Here is a 14,846-nt window from a genome sequence, read left to right on the forward strand (position 1 = left end):
CATGCTTGTCGGGTGAAGGCAATTGGCGTCGTGTTGGCGCTGGTCATAACCGCCATGACCGCAGGTGGCTGCCAGTCGTCCCCGACCAAGGGCATGTCCCGGGATGACATTGTGGCCGAGTACGTGTCGGCGCTGCAGGCCGGCAACAGGGAGCGCCTCGTCGAACTTCACAATCCGCGCCTCGATGACACCAGCGACATCGACGTGAAGATCGCCGAGGCCGGCGGTGTTCCGTGGAGCAACGTCCGAGTCGAGTGGTACGCCGAGGCTTTCCCCAGTGGTCCCGTCGCACGAATCACGGCACTCACACCAGGTGGTCGCAAGATCGACACCAATATAGGGCTCAGTCAGATCGATGGTCTGTGGTATCTCGCGCTGGGAACCAGAACCCCGCACCCGGGGGACCCCGTCCCCCTCGACACCACCACATCACTGTCACCAGCGTCGTCGTGATGGGGGGCGGTCGCACGCTACGCGCGGAGGTCGGCGGTCATCTCGGCCAGTTCGGTGAGGCGGTCGGGGAGGGTGCGGGGGTTGCCTGGAGCGTCGGGGCGGGCGTCCCAGGGGCGGGGGCCGGTCAGGGGGCGGTAGTTGACGCCGAGGGCGTCCAGGCGGGTGAGGTGCGGGTCGAGGCGGGTGGAGAAGTCCTCGAAGGTCACCGGGCCCCAGACTGCTTCGGCGAAGGCGCAGAGGCGGGGGTAGGCCATGTAGTCGACGCGGCGGGCGGATTCCATGTGTTCGGTCCAGATGTTGGCCTGGCCGCCGAGGACGAGGTCGGAGTCGACGCCGGGGGTGAAGGCGTAGACGTCGGCGAGGGTGAGCTGGGTGCCGACCGGGGTGGGTTCGAGGGGATCGTCGGACTGGCGGTAGTCCAAATAGGTGGAAATATCGGGACAGGCCACGACCTGAAAGCCGCCCGCCACCGCCGCCGCAGTGGGGAAAGGCCCGCGCCAAGCGGCGATCACCGCGTCGGGAGGGGCGCCACCGGCCAGGATCTCGTCCCAGCCGAAAACGCGCCGGCCGCGCCCCGCCAGATGGGCGGCCATCTGGGCGGTGAACCGGGGCTGGACCGTTTTGTCACCGCCCCATTCCTCCACCGGGCACTCGTCGCCGCCGATGCCGATCAGTGGCGACGGGAAGATGTCGCAGAGGTGGTCCAGGACCGCGCGGCAGAAGTCGAGCGTCGCCGGCGCCATGTTGAGGACGTGGGACGAGATGCCCCAGGAGGTGCGGACCGGGCCTTCAAAACCATTACCCAGCGAGGGGTACGCCGCGATGGCCGCCTGCATGTGACCGGGCATGTCCACCTCGGGCACCACGGTGACGTGGCGGGAAGCGGCGAAGGCGACGATTTCGCGTAGGTCGTCGGCGGTGTAGTAACCCCCGTGCGGCCGGCCGTCGAACAGTGCGTGCTGGCGGGAGCCCAGCATCGTCGACGTGCGCCAGGATCCCACCGTGGTCAGGCGTGGCCAGCCGGGCACCTCCATGCGCCAGCCCTGGTCGTCGGTCAGGTGCAGGTGCAGGACGTTCAGTTTGTGGAACGCGGCGAGGTCGATGAAGCGCAGCACGTCGGCGACCGGCATGTAGTGCCGCGCGACGTCGAGCATCACCCCGCGCCACTCGTAGCGTGGCGAGTCGGCGATCCGGCCGCACGGCACCTCCCACGGCCCGGCAGCACCGGAGCGCAAGGCCGCCGCGGGCATCAGCTGCCGCAGTGTCTGGGTTCCGTAGAAGATCCCCGAGGGAGAGCCGCCCGCGAGGTCGATGCCGGAACCTGAAATGTCCAAAATGTAACCGTCAGCCGGTAAAGAAGGATCCAGCCGTTGAATCAAGGAACCGTCAGTAAGCAGGACGTCGCCGGAGAGGGAGACAGAGACCGGCCGGGGGATCAATCCTTCACCGCCCCGCCGAGGCCGGACACCAGGCGGCGGCGTACCAGCAGGAAGAAGATCAGGACCGGCACGGTCATCAGGGTGGAGGCCGCCATGATGGCTCCCCAGTCGTTCTCGTCGGGTTTGAAGAAGACCAGCAGGGCCATCGGCAGGGTCTGCCGGTCGGTCGCGCTGATGATGAAGGTACGCGCGAACAGGAAATCGTCCCACGCGTGGATGAACGAGAACACGCTGGTGGCGGCGAGCCCGGGTGCGATCAGCGGGAACAGGATGCGCCAGAGCACGGTGAGCCGGGACGCGCCGTCGAGCTGGGCGGCCTCGTCGAGTTCGTCCGGGACCGCCGCGACGAAGCCGCGCAGCATCCAGATGGCGAACGGCAACGTGAACGCGGTGTGCACCAGCATCAGGGAACCGAGGGTGTTGAGGGCGCCCAGGTCGCGTACCAGGAAGAAGAGCGGGATGGTCAGGGCCTCGACCGGGACCATCTGGGCGATCAGGAAGACCACCAGGATCGTGGTGCGGAAGCGGAAGTGGAACCGGGTCAGCGCGACCGCGGCTAGGAACGCGATCAGGCCGGAGATCACCACCACGACCAGCGCGACGATCAGGCTGTTGAGCAGGTAGCGGCCGAAATCGTTGACGGCCAGGACCCGGCGGAACGCGTCGAGCGACGGCGAGAGGGTCCACGGGCGCTGGTGCAGGGACTGGATCTCCCCGGCCGGTTTGATCGCGGCGAGCACCATCCAGTAGATGGGGAAGATGACGACGGCGGCGACGAGGACCGCGAAGGCGTCCAGTACACGTCTCACAGCGGTTCTCCCGACCGGCGCAGCGTTCTGAGGTAGAGCACCGTCACGGCGAGCAGGATCAGCATCATCACGACGCCGATCGCGGAGCCGAGGCCGTACTCGCTGGACGCGAAGGCCTGCTGGTAGGCGTACACGTTGAGGGTGAGGTTCTGGCCGGCCAGGCCGCCGCCGCGGGTCATCACGTAGATCTGGGTGAAGATCTTGAAGTCCCAGATGATCGACTGGATGACGACGACGGCGAGGACCGGTCGCAGCATCGGGACCATGATCTGCCAGAACGTACGCCAGGTGGAGGCGCCGTCGAGCGCCGCCGCCTCCAGCACCGATCGGGAGATCGCCTCGATACCGGCGTAGAGCGTGACCATCACGAAGGGGAACGACGACCAGACGACCACGGCGCCGACCAGGGCGAACGCGGAGTAGCGGTCGTACATCCAGTTGAAGCCCTCCGTGCCGAGCAGCTGGTTGACGAAGCCGAGGTCGGTGTCGAACAGGAACAGCCAGACCGTGGAGCCGCTGACCGCCGGGACGGCCCACGCCGCCATGGCGGCCAGCGACAGCAGCAGCCGCGGCACCCGGCTGATCCGGGTGAGCAGCACCGCGAGGCCGGCGCCGACGGCGAGGGTCGCCACGACGCAGGCTGCCGCGAAGCCGACCGTTGCCAGCAGCACCGACCAGAACTGCGGGTCGGTGAAGAGCTGGACGTAGTTGTCCAGGCCCACGAAGCGGGTCGGCTGCCCGCCGCTGACCTGCGCCTGCCGGAAGTCGAGCACGGAGATGAGCCCGAGCTGGTACATCGGGTAGAGGAACAGCCCGCCGAGTACGACCGCCGCGGGCAGCAGCAGCCAGAGCGGTGTGAAGCGTTGCTTCACTTCGTGAGGGCCGCGTCGACCTGCTTGGCCGCCTCGTCGGTGGCCTGCTCGACGGTGGACTTCCCGGTGGCGACCTTCTCGATCATCGTGGGCAGCACGGCGGAGGCGTCGATCTTGCCCCAGCCCGGGTCGAGCGGGACGAACTTCGTGCCGTTCGAGATGGTGGTGATGAAGGGCTCGACGAACTTGTCCTTCGCGGCGACCACGGCGCTCGCGGACTTCAGGGTCGGCAGGTTGCCCATGGCGTCGTACATCTCGGACTGGTATTTCTTGCCCGCGAGCAGGGTGAGGAAGTCCGCGGCGAGAGCGGGCCGCTGGCTGTTCTTCATGATGCCCAGGTTGTTGCCGCCGGCGAACGCGGGTGCGATCGAGCCGGGCTTGCTGCCGGGCAGCGGGACGACGGCGTACTTGCCCTTGGCCGCCCCGGCGTCGACGGCCGCGCGGTTGAAGTTACCCAGGATGCCCATCGCGGCTTTGCCGCTCGCAAACAGATCAACTGTCTTTCCGCCGGTCAGGTCCGCGCACTGCTGCGGCGGGCAGTTGTTGTCAGCGATCAGATCCGTGTACGCCTTGAGCCCCGCCCGCGACTGCGCGGAGTTCAGCGACGTGATGTCCCCGCCGGCGTCCCACACGAACGGCATCGCGGCGTACGTGTACTTGCCCCCGACCGCCACCCCGAACAGCTCCGGCTTCTTCGCCCGCACCGTGCGCGCCGCCGTGGTCAGCTCGGCGATGCTGGTCGGCACCTTGAGCCCGAGCTCCTGGAAGATGTCGGTGCGGTAGTAGAGCGCGCGCACGCCGACGTACCAGGGGACGCCGAGCAGGGTGCCCTCGTAGGTCGCGCTGGATTTGGCGTCGGGGCTGAGATCCGCGCCCTCGGACCACGCGGTGACGGCCGGGCCGACGTCGGCGAGCCCGCCCGCGGCGGCGTACTCAGGGAGATCCGTGTTGCCGTATTCAACGACGTCGGGGGCGCTGGCCGGGTCGTTGAACGCGCCCTTGAAGCGTTCGCTGCGGGTGTCGACCGCGATGTACGCGATGTCGACCTTGGTGTCCTGGTGGGCCGCGGTGAACTCGGCGACCGCCTCGTTGACGACCTTCTCCTTGGGGGCGCGGTTCGGCTCGTCGAAGAGCCAGACCTTGAGCGTGCCGGTGCGCGCGCCGCCGTCGGACGGCGCGGTGCGGGGTGTGGACGTCGAGGGGGCGCACGCGGTCAGCGTGAGGGCGAGGGCGGCGGCCGTCGCCAGGCGCAGCTTCATGGGGGCACTCCAGACGAACTATGTTCGTAAGTGGTTCGTTGCTTGGGTGCCCCTCAGAGTGCGGCTGCGGCCTCCGCCCGTCAACCCTTCGAGATCGTTAAATCTGGATATCAGAAGTACGTATGCAGGACATCCACGACCACATCGGAATCGTCGGCGACCGGGATGAAGCGCCACTTGTCGAACGCCGTGCACGGGTGTGACAGGCCGAAACGCACCAGGTCACCAATGTTCAGCGAGTCACTGCGTACATAGGTGTGGTGGTCGTTCATCTTGAAGACCTCGCCTGCGGTGGTCGTCGGCAGGCCCTCGTCGAACGGTGCGTCGCGCTTGCCCATGCCGACGATCGCGAGCCCCGGCTCCGGAGTGGACAGCACCTGCGCGTAGATCTCCAGCGCCGCGGTCAGCGAACCCTCGGCGGCGACCCGGTTGAACGGCGTACGGTCCTGGTAGAAGCCCTCGTCGTGGGTGACCGACGCGCCGCTGCGCAGCACCGTCCGCACGGTGTGCCCCTCGATCTCGAGCCCCTCGAAGGCCTTGATCACACGGTCGAACCAGGCGCTGCCACCTGCGGAAATAATGACTTCCCCGGGCAGTAGACCGGCGATCGCCCGCAGCGCCTCGATTTGTGTGGCCAGGAATTCGTCGACCTCGGCCGCCGTCTTCAGTGCCCCCTCGTAAGCGGTCACCCCGACGACATTCGCACCTGCCCGGGCGACCCCCACCACCTCTTCGACGGTACGACAGCCCGTGCGCCCGCCGTGGTGACCGAGCTCGACCAGGACCTTCAACCCGCCGGCCGCCGCGACGCGTTCGACCCCGGTCACCGAGTCGACCTGCACGAACACGTCCCAGCCCGCCTTCGACTCCTGCGACAGCCAGCGCAGCGCGGTCGGGTCGAGCACCTCGTTGGCAATGATCACTCTGGGTACGCCGAGCTTGCGCAGCACCAGCGCCTGGCTCGCGGTCGCCGCGGTCTGCGCCCATGCACCCGCGTTGAGCTGGGCTTCGAGCAGGCTCGGCGCCATCGACGTCTTGGCGTGCGGGGCGAACGAGAAGCCGTGCCGCTGGGCGTAGGCCGCCATCGTCGCGATGTTCGCGCGCACGGCGGAGTCCCGCACGACGAGCAACGGCCAGGTGAACGTACCGTCGAAGAGGTTGTGCCTTGCCGCGGCGAACTCACTCGCCTTGACCTGGCCTTCCGGCATCCAGAAGCCCTTGGTACGCCAGTCGATGATTTCGTCGGGGATCATGGTCCGCACTCCTCAGGGTTGACCGTCAGACTGACTTCGCGCATTGTGTGGAAGCTACTACGAACCACTTACGAACGTTGGGAGCGTTGATGGTGATCGGCCTGGTGTGCCATGCCGGCCATCGTGCCCGGTTCGCCGAGGCCGCGCGCACCCTCACCGGAGTGACGTTCGCGTGGGCGGTCTACGAGCGCGAGGACGAGATCCGCGACCGGGTGGCCGCTCTGCTGCGCGACCAGACCCTGGACGGGCTCCTGCTGGGCCTGGTTCCGTACGCCCGGAGCCGCGACCTGCTCCCGCCCGCCCTGCCCGTCACGGTGACCCGCTCGGCGGCGCTCGACCTGGCCCTCGCCTGGTCCCGGGCCCGCGGCAACGGCTGGCCCGCGACGCCGGTCAGCATCGACACGTTCACCCAGGAGACCGTCGACGAGGTCGCCACCGCGCTCGACCTGGACCGGTCGCTGATCGCCTGCCAGCCGTTCGACCCGTCGCAGTCGATCGCCGATGTCGTCGCGTTCCACCGGGACCGCGTGGCCGCCACCGGGGCGTCCTATGTGATCAGTGTGCGCACCGGGGTGGCCGCTGCGCTGGACGGGCAGGTGGCTGTCCTGAACGCGCTGGCGACGCCGGGGACCATCCGGGCGGATCTGCACGAGCTGGCTCTGCGCGTACGCAACAAGAAGGCCGACGGTCAGCGCTTCGCCGCCGGTGTCTTCCTGGTCGCGTCCCCGTTCGTCAAGCCTGAGGACGGCTCGGACCTGGACCGGTCGCGGGTCGGGTTGCAGCACCTGCTGATGAACACGCCCGAGTTCGCCGACGCGTGGATAGACAACCGGGGGCGTCGTGGGGTCGTCGTGTTCGCCCACGCGGCCCTGTTCGAGGCGATCACCCATCAATGGGTCGGCCTGCCCGTCCTCGCCGAGATCCGGGACTCCCTCGGCATCCGGGCGGTGGCCGGCTTCGGCATCGGGGACTCCGCCCGGGTCTGCGTCGCCCTCGCCGAGCGGGCCGCCGCACGTGCCGAGCAGGACGCCGATCCGGGCGCGTACCTGATCTCCGACAACGGCATGATGATCGGCCCGATGGGTGCCTCGGGGGTGCCGCTCACCTACACCTACCGCGAGCACGGCGGCATCGAGGCCCTCGCCGCCCGGGTCGGGCTGAGCCCGGCCACCCTGTCCCGGCTCGCGGCGATCGAACGCAGCCTCGGCGGACGCCCGGTCTCACCCGGCGACCTCGCCCGCTCGCTGGGCATCACCGACCCGAGCGGGCGCCGGCTGATCCGCAAACTCAGCGGGTCGCGGCTCGCGATCGACGACGGCAGCTCACAGGTCCACCGCAAGGGCCGCCCGACCCGGCTCTACCGCCTCGCCATCACCGCCGCCCTCGATACGGCCATCACCGACGCCCCGGACCCGGCCGTAACCGCGGCCCTCGACCCAGCCGTCACCTCTGCCCTGGGCCCGGCCATCAGCGCAGCCCTGGATCCGGTCTGATGATCTACGACCTGGTTCTGCGGGGTGGCACCGTTCACGGTCATGGTGTCACCGACCTTGCTGTCCATAGCGGACATATTGCCTCCATCGGCCCCGGCCTGTCCGGCCAAGTTTCGTCCGATCTGTCCGGCCTGGTGATCACGCCCGGCCTGGTCGACCTGCACACCCACGTCGGGCCCGGCTACTGGGGGATCGACCCGGACCCCATCGCCTGGTACACCGGCGTCACCACCTGGGTCGACGCCGGATCCGCCGGGGCGTACACCCTCTCCGGGCTGCGCAGGGTCGCCGATGCCGCGGCCGTCCGGGTGCCCGCGCTGCTCAACATCTCCGCCGTCGGGCTCGCCGGGCGCACCGGGGAGAGCCGCGACCTGGCCAATTGCGATGTCGCGCTGGCCATCGACACGATCCAGGCCAACCGCGACCTGATCCACGGCGTGAAGGTGCGCATCGACCGCGAAACCGTCGGCGACAACGGCGTCGAACCCCTGCGCCGGGGCCTGGCCGCCGCGTCGGCCTGCGATGTGCCGGTCATGGTCCACATCGGTGCCGCCCCGCCCGCAGTGTCGGCGGTTCTGGAGCTGCTGCGGCCCGGCGACATCGTGACGCATTGCGCTTCAGGCATCGCCGCGCCGCTCGGGGATGCCGCATCCGAAGCTTACGGGCGCGGGGTGCTGTTCGACATCGGTCACGGGTCGGGCGGGTTCGCGTTCGACGTGGCGGAGGGGCAGCTGGGGGCGGGGCTCCGGGCGTACACAATCTCGACCGATCTCCACGCACGCTCGCTGCACGGCCCGGTTTTTGACCTACCCACCACGATCATGAAGCTCATCGCCGTCGGCCTGCCCCTGCCCGACGCGATCGACGCGGCCACGGTCCACCCGGCCCGCGCCCTAGGGCTGCCCGGCGGCGTCATCGAGGTCGGCGCCCCCGCGGACCTGGCCGTCTTCCGCGTGGAAGAGGGCTCGTTCGAGGTTGTCGACGCCCACCGTCAGGTCCGTCACGCCCCGCTGCGGCTGATCAACGAGGCTACGTACGTCGGTGGCACCTTGCTGCCTCCGCGCCTGCCGGCTCCGCCACCGTCATGGATCCCGCTCACCGAAGCCCAGCGCGCCGCCCTGACCCGCCGCGACAATGACATCCGCACCCTGCTCTCGGCCCCCCTGGTGGGCGCCGAGGACCTGGCCGAACAATTCCCGAGGAGTTCCTGATGCCGAAGCGCGCCATCATCACCGACAAGGCCGCCCCCGCCGGCGGCCCGTACTCCCACGCCGTCATCGCCGGCGACACCATCTACCTGGCCGGCGCGATCCCCGCCCTCCCCGACGGCACCCGCGTCACCGGCTCCTTCGCCGACCAGGCCCACGCCGCCTTCAAAAACCTGGCCGCAACCGCCGAGGCCGCGGGCGCCAGCCTCGACGACGCCGTCCGCATCGGCGTCTACCTGCGCGACTTCGCCGACTTCCCCGAACTCAACAAGATCTACCCCGAATACATCAAGGGCGACAATCTCCCCGTACGCACAACGCTGCCGGTCGCCCTCGTCGGCTTCGACATCGAAATCGACGCCGTCCTCTACACCGGGGCCTGAACCACCAGCCGCGCGATCCACATCAGGTCGCGACAGAAATGAGCCAAGTCCGGGTCCTGGCCAACGCGGCGCTGCAGTCTCTCCAGCGCATCAACCAGGGCCCGGCGCTGCTCGTCTCCCCCTACCGCGGCCCCGCCCGCCGCCGCTTCGGCCGCCGCACCCGATGAGCCCGCCGTCAAGCAGGCGGCCAGGGCGGCGTCGAGTTCCCGTACGTCCGGGTCGCTCCACACCTCCGCCCGCTCGCGGCCCGTCTCCCGCCGCCGATAGGCCAGCGAGTACAGCTCAGCCCGCAGCTCCGCGCCGAACCACACCGGCGGCCGCCCGTTCGGATTCAACTCCCCGGCCCGCGGCGCCCGCCGCCCGAGCCGCTTCTCCACCCGCCGCCGCTCGCTGTACCGCCGAATCTCGGCCTGCCACCCGGCCCGGCTCGCCGACAGCACCTCGAGCGCCCGGAGCAGTGCGGCCTCGTCCCGCTGAAACGCCCCGGCCAACTCCTCCAGAAACCCCAGCGACGCATGGAACCCGATCGGATGGTAGATCTGCACACACGACCGCAACGCCGAAACCCGATGCCGAAACGGCAGGCCCGGATCCCTCACATGCCTGGCGTACGCGCTGAAACTCACGATCAGGACCGCACATCAGCCTCAGGATCAGCGGCGGGATCAGGCTCCACCAGCAACCGCGCATAGTTCGCCATCGACCGCTGATACCGCGGCAGATGCGGAGCCAAAGCCCCCACGGCAATCGACACGGCCTCCCGCTCCCGCCCCGCATCGGTCAGCACCAACGCCAGCACCGCGGCCACCGCGTCGGAGAGCTCATCCGCGGGCAGCTCCCGCTCCGCCTCCAGAATGGCAACACTCCGCTGCAGGTCACCGACATTCCGCAGCGAACTAGCCAACTGAATCGAAGCCCGCCGCCGCCTATACCCGGTCAGCCCCAGCTCGATCGCCTGCGTATAGAGCGGAACCGCGAGATCACTGTGCCCGGTCGAGTCGAGCGAACACGCCCGCTCGAACAGCCCCACCGGATGTTCCGGATCAAGCTCCTTCACCAGCTCCTCGATCAGCATCAGAAACTCCGCCTCAGACCGCTCCTCCATCGAGGCCCAAGCCGCGGTCACCCGCTCTTCCCACTCCGTAGTGATCATCCCCCCACCCTCCCACGACGCCCGGCGGAACGCCTCTGAGTAACCGGCCACCGGAAAGCGAGCATCACCCGTGAGTGGGGTTCGGGTTGACGGTCGCCGTTGTTTGCTGGTCGGATGGCGGGAGCGTCGCAGTGCGCCCGGTTCGGAGGCCGCCGTGGGCATGGAGGCGTGGGGCCAAGGGGATTTCCTTGGAGATGTCAGGGGAGTACGCGCGCTTTCTCGCGTACGGGAATCAGCTTGTGGAAGTGCATCTCAGCTTGCGTGAAATGCTCGCGGATCTGCGCGACGGGGTGGTGCCCGACGATGAGCTCGCGGTGTTCTGTCTTTCCTTCTGCACCGCGGTGACCAGGCATCATGTGGATGAGGACCGCGAGGTTTTCCCGGTGCTGGCGGGCCGGCATCCCGAGCTGCGGTCCTTTCTGGACGAGCTTGAGCGTGACCATGTGGTGATCGCCTCCATTCTGGGGCGGTTGAACGACCTGGTGGGGGATTCCGTAAAGCTGGGGCAGGAGCTGGATGGGCTTGCCGCGGTGCTGGAGACGCACTTCATCGGGGAGGAGAAACGGTTGGCAGGGGTGCTCAATGCGCTGGACCCTTCCGTGGGATTGACCCCTCTCACCGAGGCCGTAGAGTTTCTGTAGCACTCAGTGCGGTGAATGTCGCTTTGCGTTACTTGGATGGTGGGCGTTGGGCGCTGATCTGCGGGACAGGATCGGGAAACGGCATCGGGAGCTGGTCTCCCGGCATGAGCTTCTGGGGCAGGGAAACGGTGATGAGGGGCGGGTGTTCGACGCCACCAACGAGCTGATGGTCGTGCTGGACGAGGCGGCTTCGCGGGCGGCCCGGTTCCGGCGGCTGGCGGCGCTCATCCTGGTGCTGGTCGCCCTGGTCGTCGCATTGCTGGTCGTTGTCCGGGTGCTGGCGTCGCCCGGTCTCGTCGCCGCGGCGGTCATCCTCGCCGCGGCCGTCGGACTGTGGCTCACGGCTATGCCCAAAAGAAAGCGGAGGGGTCGATGACCAGCAGCACTGACACCCCGGCCGACCTGCTCCGGGTGAGTGACGCCCTGCGCAACGAGTTCCAGCGCAAGATGAACACGATGCGCCGCCAGCTCGATCAGGAGCACAAGCAGGCCGCCGAGACCGCCGAGACCCGTTACCAGGATCTGGTCGGCAGGGTTGACGCGCGGGATGCCCAGCTGGCCCAGATCGTCGACGCGTACGACGAGATCCGCCGGCAGACCGATGGTGAGCTGAAGGGTGCGCGGCAGGCCATCGCGCGGCTGGCGGGTGAGGTTCATCTGCTGGAGGGCCGGCTGCGGCTGGAGCAGGGGGTGCAGCCCGTCGACCTGGACGTCGTTCCGGACGAGCTGGCCCGGCTCGTTGCCCAGGTGCGGGCCGCCGAGCAGCTCAAGGCCGCGATGCTGGACGACGCGGGGCGGGGTGAGCTCGAGGCTGTGCTGACGGCGTACACGGAGGGGGAGCGGCGGGCGGCGGAGAGCCGGGCGCGCGCGTTCGAGGCCAGCCGTCTGCTTGCCGGCGCGACGGTCAGGAGTCGTGCCTTCCGTAAGGCTGCGGCTGCCTACAGGCTCCACTGGGGACAGTTCCGCACGACCGAGCGCGAGCTGGCTGCGAAGTCCGGGGAGCTCGAGCGTGCCGAGGCGGGACTGCGGCGCGACGCCGAGTTGCACGAGGCCTACCGGGTGCAGCGGGGCGGGGATGTTGTCGCCGACCTCAGCGCGCACCTGCGGCGGCGGGTGGACATCGCGGTGGAGACGCATGCGCTTTTCCCGGCCTGGTTCACGATCACCGAGCTGGGGCACCGGCCGAGCGCCGGGCACTCCGGCGAGTGGCGGGAGACGGCGACGCAGGTGCTGCTTTACCGGATCACCTACGAGATCACGCACGGAGTGCTGGCTCTCGGCGAGGCGCCTGCGGAGGGTTACCAAGCCGGGCGTCACGCGGAGGTGCTGGCCGCGCTGCGAAGATTGGACGAATGAGAGCCGATTTCGAGTGGGGGCCGGCCGGTGCCCGGCTGCTGGCACCGCGGGCGGACATTGTTGCGGTGGTCGATGTGTTGTCGTTCACCACGGCGCTGACCGTCGCGGTCGAGCGGGGGATCGCCGTGCGGCCCTATCCCTGGCGGGATGCCAGTGCCGAGGAGTTCGCGCGGAGGCATGACGCGACCCTGGCGGTGGGCCGCAAGGAACCGGGAGTGGTCAGTCTCTCGCCGGCGACCATCATGGGCAGCGCGGGGATCGAGCGGCTGGTGCTGCCCTCCCCGAACGGTGCGACGATCTCGGCGCAGCTGGCGGAGAGTGACGCGACGATCATCGGGGTCTCGCTGCGTAACGCGCCTGCGGCTGCGCGGTGGAGTCGCGAGCGACTGCGGGAGGGTCAGAGCATCGCGGTGGTCGCTGCGGGGGAACGCTGGCCGGACGGGTCGTTGCGCCCGGCGGTCGAGGACCTCTGGGGTGCGGGGTCCTTCCTGCATCATCTGGTACGCGGGGGAGCGCTCGAGTTGTCCCCGGAAGCGGACGCCGCGCTGGCCGCGTACGACAAGGTCGAATCGGGCCTGACCACCGCCATGCGGGCCTGCAGAGGCGGTATTGAGCTGCGAGAATACGGTTTTCCCGAGGACGTCGACGTCGCCGCGCAGGCTGGTGTCGCCGACGTGGTCCCGGTCCTGACCGACGGCTGGTACGTGGCGGATTCGGTAGCCTCCGCGCCCTGATCTGGCGGATTACGACACGCGAGGCGACTTGGCTGGTGCCCCGCTCATCCGTCGGGGATGGTGAGGCGGTCACACACAGTCAGGAGAAATGCCATGCGTAAGTGGTGGCCGCTCATCACGGTTTGCCTCGGCACCTTCATGCTGCTCATCGACGTCACCATTGTGAATGTCGCTCTGCCGCAGATGGCGCTGGACCTGCACACGTCGTTCACGGCCCTGCAATGGGTCGTCGACGGCTACGCCCTGTCACTGGCGGTGCTGCTGCTCGGCGCCGGGGCGCTCGGGGACCTCTCCGGGCACCGGCGGCTCTACATCGGCGGGCTGGTCGTCTTCGCGCTGGCCTCGCTCGCCTGCGGGCTGTCCACCGGGCCCGGGACGCTGATCGCTGCCCGGGTGGTGCAGGGCATCGGCGCCGCCGCCATGTTCACCACGACGTTCGCGCTGCTCAACGGGGCTTATCAGGGGCGGGAGCGCGGGGTCGCGTACGGCGTCTGGGGTGGCGTCTCCGGCGCTGCCGCCGCCGTCGGCCCGATCCTGGGCGGGTTGCTCACCGAAGGGCTGAACTGGCGCTGGATCTTCCTGGTGAACCTGCCGCTGAGTATCGCCGCGGTGGTGCTGTCGCTGACCGTGCTCAAGCCCGATCACGGTGAGCGCCGGGGCCGTTTCGATGTGCCCGGCACCATCACGTTCACGGTCGCGGCTACTGCGCTCACGCTCGCCGTCATCCGGGCGAACGACGAGGGCTGGACCGCGTTCCCGACGTGGGGGCTGCTCGTGCTGAGCGGGCTCGCGTTGATCGCTTTCGTGCTGGTCGAGCGGCGGTCGGCGTACCCCATGCTGGATCTTGGTCTGCTGCGCAACCGGTCCCTGGCCGGCATCCTGATCGCGGCCCTGCTGGTCAACGTGGCCGCGTTCGCGGCCTTCACCTACACCTCGATCTGGCTGCAGTCGCTCACCGGGCTGTCACCTATCCAGGCCGGGCTGACCGGGCTGCCGATGTCGCTGGTCTCGGTCGTGGTGTCGGGCATCGTCGGGTCGAAGCTGCACGGCCGGTCGCCGCGGCTGATCATCGGCGGCGGCATGCTGCTGATCGGTGCCGGGTCGGCGCTGTGCGCGCTGCTGCTCGGCCCGGACTCGAGCTGGCCCGCCCTGATCGCCGGCTACGCGGTCATCGGCATGGGCGTCGGCCTGGTCATGCCCACCCTGGCCGACTCGGCGATGGCCGCGGTGCCCCGGGAGCGCAGCGGCATGGCGGCCGGGGCGATCACGACCGCGCGGCAGCTGGGCTTCGCGATCGGCATCGCGGTGCTGGGCACGGTCTTCGCGTCCCGCACCCAGGATCACCTCGCCGACAAGGGTGTCGCCGATCCGGCCGGGACCGCGCACGGGCTCGCCGCCGGGCAGGCCGGCAAGATCCTCGCGGCTGTCCCGGACGCCGGCCGGTCCGCGGTCGACGCCGTCCTGCGTGCCGCGGCGGTCGCCGGTCTTGACGCGGGCTTCCTGGTCGCGGCGGTCGCGGGCATCATCGGCGGCATCGCCGTCCTGGTGCTCGTCCCTTCTCCGTCACGCAAGCGGGCCGCGGAGAATCCCGTTGTCGACGAGCGAGACAGCCTGCTTGACGCGCGTTAACACCGGGACCGTCTCGCAGTTGCGCACCTCGGGGATCGCGGCGACCTCCGTGGTCAGGTAGTCGTACAGCGCGGCGGCGTCGGTGCTCAGCGCGACCGCGACGATGTTCGCCGAGCCGGTCACCGCGGCGGCCCAGGCCAGCTGCTGGTGATCGGCGAGGCGGG

17 protein-coding genes are annotated in these 14,846 nt (G+C 69.2%); 9 read left to right on the forward strand and 8 right to left on the reverse strand.

Annotation, left to right across the window (positions count from 1 at the left end; translation table 11 throughout):
* The first annotated feature begins 12 nt into the window (after positions 1–12).
* A complete protein-coding gene (locus Ahu01nite_RS18925) occupies positions 13–453 on the forward strand; it encodes a hypothetical protein (protein ID WP_203837884.1) in 441 nt (146 codons plus the stop codon).
* A gap of 17 nt (positions 454–470) precedes the next feature.
* On the opposite strand, the gene Ahu01nite_RS18930 is transcribed toward Ahu01nite_RS18925, so the two are convergent.
* From Ahu01nite_RS18930 to Ahu01nite_RS18950, 5 genes are all read right to left on the reverse strand, one after another.
* Positions 471–1,892, reverse strand: coding sequence for a beta-N-acetylhexosaminidase (locus tag Ahu01nite_RS18930; RefSeq protein ID WP_203837885.1), 1,422 nt, complete (start codon positions 1,890–1,892; stop codon positions 471–473).
* Entirely contained in the window at positions 1,889–2,701 is an 813-nt protein-coding gene (locus Ahu01nite_RS18935; RefSeq protein WP_203837886.1) for a carbohydrate ABC transporter permease, read from the reverse strand. The genes Ahu01nite_RS18930 and Ahu01nite_RS18935 overlap by 4 nt, the downstream gene beginning before the upstream one ends.
* Positions 2,698–3,573: a carbohydrate ABC transporter permease gene (locus Ahu01nite_RS18940; RefSeq protein ID WP_239158958.1), complete on the reverse strand. Its 876-nt coding sequence runs from the start codon at positions 3,571–3,573 to the stop codon at positions 2,698–2,700. Before Ahu01nite_RS18940 ends, Ahu01nite_RS18935 begins: the two co-directional genes overlap by 4 nt.
* Complete coding sequence (locus tag Ahu01nite_RS18945; protein ID WP_203837887.1) at positions 3,570–4,832, reverse strand: extracellular solute-binding protein; 1,263 nt, start codon at positions 4,830–4,832, stop codon at positions 3,570–3,572. Before Ahu01nite_RS18945 ends, Ahu01nite_RS18940 begins: the two co-directional genes overlap by 4 nt.
* A gap of 110 nt (positions 4,833–4,942) precedes the next feature.
* Complete coding sequence (locus Ahu01nite_RS18950; protein ID WP_203837888.1) at positions 4,943–6,085, reverse strand: alanine racemase; 1,143 nt, start codon at positions 6,083–6,085, stop codon at positions 4,943–4,945.
* Positions 6,086–6,174: 89 nt separating this feature from the next.
* On the opposite strand from Ahu01nite_RS18950, the gene Ahu01nite_RS18955 reads away from it, so the two are divergent.
* The 3 genes from Ahu01nite_RS18955 to Ahu01nite_RS18965 are packed head-to-tail and all read left to right on the forward strand — an operon-like array spanning position 6,175 to position 9,169.
* Positions 6,175–7,578 (forward strand): transcriptional regulator, encoded by a 1,404-nt coding sequence (locus Ahu01nite_RS18955; protein ID WP_239158959.1) that lies wholly within the window; start codon positions 6,175–6,177, stop codon positions 7,576–7,578.
* Positions 7,578–8,789 (forward strand): amidohydrolase/deacetylase family metallohydrolase, encoded by a 1,212-nt coding sequence (locus Ahu01nite_RS18960; protein ID WP_203837889.1) that lies wholly within the window; start codon positions 7,578–7,580, stop codon positions 8,787–8,789. The genes Ahu01nite_RS18955 and Ahu01nite_RS18960 overlap by 1 nt, the downstream gene beginning before the upstream one ends.
* Positions 8,789–9,169 (forward strand): RidA family protein, encoded by a 381-nt coding sequence (locus Ahu01nite_RS18965; protein ID WP_203837890.1) that lies wholly within the window; start codon positions 8,789–8,791, stop codon positions 9,167–9,169. Before Ahu01nite_RS18960 ends, Ahu01nite_RS18965 begins: the two co-directional genes overlap by 1 nt.
* Here the strand turns inward: Ahu01nite_RS18965 and Ahu01nite_RS18970 are convergent.
* Both Ahu01nite_RS18970 and Ahu01nite_RS18975 read right to left on the reverse strand, forming a co-directional pair.
* A complete protein-coding gene (locus tag Ahu01nite_RS18970) occupies positions 9,154–9,795 on the reverse strand; it encodes a hypothetical protein (RefSeq protein ID WP_203837891.1) in 642 nt (213 codons plus the stop codon). The two genes, Ahu01nite_RS18965 and Ahu01nite_RS18970, sit on opposite strands and share 16 nt — an antisense overlap.
* 2 nt (positions 9,796–9,797) lie before the next feature.
* Positions 9,798–10,244 carry a tetratricopeptide repeat protein gene (locus tag Ahu01nite_RS18975; protein ID WP_239158960.1) on the reverse strand — a complete coding sequence of 149 codons (447 nt, stop codon included), beginning with the start codon at positions 10,242–10,244 and terminating at the stop codon, positions 9,798–9,800.
* Between the two features lie 272 nt (positions 10,245–10,516).
* On the opposite strand from Ahu01nite_RS18975, the gene Ahu01nite_RS18980 reads away from it, so the two are divergent.
* The 5 genes from Ahu01nite_RS18980 to Ahu01nite_RS19000 all read left to right on the forward strand — a co-directional run bounded on the left by Ahu01nite_RS18980 (position 10,517) and on the right by Ahu01nite_RS19000 (position 14,682).
* A complete protein-coding gene (locus Ahu01nite_RS18980; RefSeq protein ID WP_203837900.1) occupies positions 10,517–10,963 on the forward strand; it encodes a hemerythrin domain-containing protein in 447 nt (148 codons plus the stop codon).
* Positions 10,964–11,009: 46 nt separating this feature from the next.
* Positions 11,010–11,339, forward strand: coding sequence for a hypothetical protein (locus tag Ahu01nite_RS18985; RefSeq protein WP_203837893.1), 330 nt, complete (start codon positions 11,010–11,012; stop codon positions 11,337–11,339).
* Positions 11,336–12,319 (forward strand): hypothetical protein, encoded by a 984-nt coding sequence (locus tag Ahu01nite_RS18990; RefSeq protein ID WP_203837894.1) that lies wholly within the window; start codon positions 11,336–11,338, stop codon positions 12,317–12,319. Before Ahu01nite_RS18985 ends, Ahu01nite_RS18990 begins: the two co-directional genes overlap by 4 nt.
* Entirely contained in the window at positions 12,316–13,053 is a 738-nt protein-coding gene (locus tag Ahu01nite_RS18995; RefSeq protein WP_203837895.1) for a 2-phosphosulfolactate phosphatase, read from the forward strand. The genes Ahu01nite_RS18990 and Ahu01nite_RS18995 overlap by 4 nt, the downstream gene beginning before the upstream one ends.
* A gap of 93 nt (positions 13,054–13,146) precedes the next feature.
* Positions 13,147–14,682 carry an MFS transporter gene (locus tag Ahu01nite_RS19000; RefSeq protein ID WP_203837896.1) on the forward strand — a complete coding sequence of 512 codons (1,536 nt, stop codon included), beginning with the start codon at positions 13,147–13,149 and terminating at the stop codon, positions 14,680–14,682.
* Here the strand turns inward: Ahu01nite_RS19000 and Ahu01nite_RS19005 are convergent.
* A partial coding sequence (locus Ahu01nite_RS19005) for an Lrp/AsnC ligand binding domain-containing protein (protein WP_203837897.1) occupies positions 14,617–14,846 on the reverse strand: 230 nt, incomplete at its 5' end. The genes Ahu01nite_RS19000 and Ahu01nite_RS19005 overlap by 66 nt on opposite strands.

Source organism: Winogradskya humida, from assembly GCF_016862215.1.
GTDB classification, from domain to species: Bacteria; Actinomycetota; Actinomycetes; order Mycobacteriales; family Micromonosporaceae; genus Actinoplanes; species Actinoplanes humidus.

What these genes read in the sequence shown, in the direction of transcription:
- Ahu01nite_RS18945 (WP_203837887.1), bottom strand. Translation starts at nt 4,832, where the DNA reads ATGAAGCTGCGCCTGGCGACGGCCGCCGCCCTCGCCCTCACGCTGACC.
- Ahu01nite_RS18950 (WP_203837888.1), bottom strand. Translation starts at nt 6,085, where the DNA reads ATGATCCCCGACGAAATCATCGACTGGCGTACCAAGGGCTTCTGGATG.
- Ahu01nite_RS18955 (WP_239158959.1), top strand. Translation starts at nt 6,175, where the DNA reads ATGGTGATCGGCCTGGTGTGCCATGCCGGCCATCGTGCCCGGTTCGCC.
- Ahu01nite_RS18960 (WP_203837889.1), top strand. Translation starts at nt 7,578, where the DNA reads ATGATCTACGACCTGGTTCTGCGGGGTGGCACCGTTCACGGTCATGGT.
- Ahu01nite_RS18965 (WP_203837890.1), top strand. Translation starts at nt 8,789, where the DNA reads ATGCCGAAGCGCGCCATCATCACCGACAAGGCCGCCCCCGCCGGCGGC.
- Ahu01nite_RS18975 (WP_239158960.1), bottom strand. Translation starts at nt 10,244, where the DNA reads ATGCTGATCGAGGAGCTGGTGAAGGAGCTTGATCCGGAACATCCGGTG.
- Ahu01nite_RS18980 (WP_203837900.1), top strand. Translation starts at nt 10,517, where the DNA reads ATGTCAGGGGAGTACGCGCGCTTTCTCGCGTACGGGAATCAGCTTGTG.
- Ahu01nite_RS18990 (WP_203837894.1), top strand. Translation starts at nt 11,336, where the DNA reads ATGACCAGCAGCACTGACACCCCGGCCGACCTGCTCCGGGTGAGTGAC.
- Ahu01nite_RS18995 (WP_203837895.1), top strand. Translation starts at nt 12,316, where the DNA reads ATGAGAGCCGATTTCGAGTGGGGGCCGGCCGGTGCCCGGCTGCTGGCA.
- Ahu01nite_RS19000 (WP_203837896.1), top strand. Translation starts at nt 13,147, where the DNA reads ATGCGTAAGTGGTGGCCGCTCATCACGGTTTGCCTCGGCACCTTCATG.